The sequence below is a fragment of the Borrelia persica No12 genome (assembly GCF_000500045.1).
Lineage (GTDB): Bacteria > Spirochaetota > Spirochaetia > Borreliales > Borreliaceae > Borrelia > Borrelia persica.
This window is the reverse complement of record NZ_AYOT01000084.1, coordinates 1-2,910: the sequence shown is the minus strand read 5'-3', so window position 1 is coordinate 2,910 and position 2,910 is coordinate 1. Positions and strand designations below refer to the sequence as shown.

Here is a 2,910-nt window from a genome sequence, read left to right as displayed (position 1 = left end):
CTGTAGTGACTGAAAAAAATTTATTTCTTTTTGTTCCATTGTCATTTGTTGATTATTAATTTTACTTTCTTGTATATTTGTTTTTAATATATTATTTATATTTTGCATTATTATCTCCTTATTTGTAAATTACTAAATAAATAGTATACTAAGAAATTAATATTTGTCAATATTTCTAAAAAAATTTTTGTAAAACTTGTATCAAGTATTAAATCGTTCAAATAGAAAAAAACTTAGAACTTAATTAAGAATTCTTAAAAAAAATGCTTAATTAAGCTCTAAGGCTACTCATAATATTCACAAATAAGGTAGTATTAATATGATTAATACCACTAATAACAATAACAATTAGGATACAATAAATTAAAAGTAAAATCAACTATTATGTCTATTCTTATTCTATGAAAAACTTTGTTACCAAAACCGAAATTATAGATGTGATAATTGGAGTTACTACTACTGCTATAATAACTAGAGTTCGATTTCCTATTTTAAGCTTTTCTGATTCAATGCTACATGTTTTATATACTAAATTATACATAAACACTCCTTAATAATTATTTTTTGGACTCTTTAAATTTTTTCATAATCTCGTTAAGCAAATCTTTTTGCTCCCGAAATAATTCTTCCATTAAAAAGCTAGTAAATTTTGAATTCTTTTTATAATAATCATAAGTTTCTTGGCACTTAAGTTGAAACCTTAATGGTTTTATGAGATTTTGTCTTGACTTTTTGATCTTTATATTTTCACTTTTTGTCAAAAAGATTAAACACTGTCTAACTCCATTTTCTATCAAATACTCTTCTTTTAAAATTCCATATTCAATAGCACTAGCTATTCTCAAATAAGAATAAGCCTGAGATCTACCCAATTTATAGTTTTTTATAAATTGCGAAAAACTTTTATAGCCATCTAATTTGTAATATCTTTTTTCTTTTATCTCTTTTAAAATATACATAGCCTCTATTTTATTATAGATATCTTCTTTTATGTTATCCTTTAATTTACATTTTAAAATTTCAAATCTTTTTTTATCGTAATTTATATCGACATCATCAGATAACAATAAGATAGAATTTTCATTGTTCTCTAAATTTCTTGTATTAATTATTATTTCATCGTAGCCTTTTTTACTCATAAAATCTCCTTAATTCGTTTAATTTTTTAGTTGTCCAGCGCTGGACAATCGACACTAAAAATTTGCGTATCACCGTAATTAAGCCTTATTTGAGATAATAAATTGTTTAATACTTGACTATACTCCATGACATAATCTGACCTTAAATCAAAATTACTATTACTTGCTATTTTTCTATTTAAACTTTCCCTTTCAGATACAATACCTAAAAAATTACTTTTCTTTTGGATAATTTCTAATAATTTTTTATGAGTATGATTTTTTTTGAACCTTGTTATAACAAAAAAAATAGGTATCATCTTATCTAATTTCTTTATAAAGAAATCTAAAAGTTCGTAACTTTCAAGTGTCCATTTTTCTGCTGTCATTGGAACAATTACATAATCTGTAGAATTCAAAGCACATTTTAATGTAAAATCTAAGCTAGGATTTGTGTCAATTAAAATATAATCATAATTTATTTTTAATCTTCTTAGTTCTATCTTTAGTTTCAAATCAATGGCTTTATGTCTATTTGCACAATAAAAATCTTCATTTAACTTATGCAAAGTTAGGTAACTGGGTATCAAATCCAAATTATTTTCAATGTTCAAAATTGAGTCACTAATTTCCAGAATTCCTTTTAGAACTTCAGATATGTTGTTGTTGATCAAATCTATATTTTTTTCTTTTATTTTGTTGAAAAAATAACTTGTGACTGAAGCCTGAGTATCCATATCTATCAGTAGCACTTTATATCTTCTAGCTAACAGTACCGAAAATAACAAACTAGTCGTACTTTTCCCAACACCACCTTTAATCGATGCAATTGTAACTATTTTTGGTTTTTTTCTACCCATCTTGTTATAATTCCCCCATTTGGCAATTTTTTATTATAAAATTCATACACTTGCTTTTCTAAATCTGAAAATACTTGCATTAAAGCATCATAATACTTCTTATGTGATTTTTCTTTCCTAAGCAAATAAGAAATACCCACAAGATAACAAAATACACTTCCCTTTTTAAATCTAAACTCTATATAATAAACTTTTGAAAACATAGAAGATTTTATAACGCCATTTTCTTCATATCTTCTGATTACATTCTTTATTGGTTTTCTATATCCATAGAATATTCCTAAAAATTTATCATCGTCTCTTAAAGCAAACAAACTAAAAAATTCAATTTTTTTCTGATTTAATAAATTTTTAAATGCAATAAAGAATCTATGTTTCTGCCTTCTATCAACTCCAAATGTACAGAAATTTGTCATTATTTTTGTGTGATATATTTTTCTATTGTTCTTATCCTCTATTTTTATAAATAGATTCCTATTTTTTTCTTTTGGTGCAATTTCAACTTTTTTTTCTTTAAGGCGTTCTAATACGCTCTCCATTAATTACCCTCAAGTTACGATTTTCTCACTCTCTCTTATTTTTAAATATCCTTTTTCTTCTATTATTTCGAAGATTTCGTTGTAATAATGGTTGTTAAATGTTTTTTTATAGTCCAATGTTTCTTGTTTACTCAAATACTCCCTAAGTATTGGGAACAAAATTGCTCTATCCACTTTCCTAGAAAATTGATCTACTAGTATGCTAAATATGTTGATCTCAAGATTCTTCTTTTCTGCTTCTTCATCCTTTACCTGTGGTACCGTTTTTTTAAGTTTCGCAATGACTTTTTTTAAGTCTGGGTACTTTTTACTTTCGACTATAAAATGGGGCTTTTCTTTGTATTTCTCGCTTATCTCAGACATTCGTATTTTAAGTTCAGATTTTTCATAACC

Annotated in this window: 4 protein-coding genes; all 4 read right to left on the bottom strand. The window is 25.2% G+C overall.

The annotated features are described in order from the left end of the window. Positions 1 to 557: 557 nt before the first annotated feature. On the bottom strand, positions 558 to 1,139 hold the full coding sequence (locus U881_RS0101565) for a chromosome replication/partitioning protein (protein ID WP_024653030.1): 582 nt from the start codon (positions 1,137 to 1,139) through the stop codon (positions 558 to 560). A 26-nt stretch (positions 1,140 to 1,165) separates the two neighbouring features. Continuing rightward, complete coding sequence (locus U881_RS0101560) at positions 1,166 to 1,978, bottom strand: ParA family protein (protein ID WP_024653029.1); 813 nt, start codon at positions 1,976 to 1,978, stop codon at positions 1,166 to 1,168. After that, positions 1,954 to 2,517: a DUF226 domain-containing protein gene (locus U881_RS0101555; protein WP_024653028.1), complete on the bottom strand. Its 564-nt coding sequence runs from the start codon at positions 2,515 to 2,517 to the stop codon at positions 1,954 to 1,956. The genes U881_RS0101560 and U881_RS0101555 overlap by 25 nt, the downstream gene beginning before the upstream one ends. Before the next feature lie 9 nt (positions 2,518 to 2,526). Further along, on the bottom strand, positions 2,527 to 2,910 hold a 384-nt coding region (locus U881_RS0101550), incomplete at its 5' end, for a plasmid maintenance protein (protein ID WP_024653027.1).

Excerpts from the sequence above, each read along its gene's own strand:
- U881_RS0101560 (WP_024653029.1), bottom strand. The coding sequence starts at position 1,978 with ATGGGTAGAAAAAAACCAAAAATAGTTACAATTGCATCGATTAAAGGT.
- U881_RS0101555 (WP_024653028.1), bottom strand. The coding sequence starts at position 2,517 with ATGGAGAGCGTATTAGAACGCCTTAAAGAAAAAAAAGTTGAAATTGCA.
- U881_RS0101565 (WP_024653030.1), bottom strand. The coding sequence starts at position 1,139 with ATGAGTAAAAAAGGCTACGATGAAATAATAATTAATACAAGAAATTTA.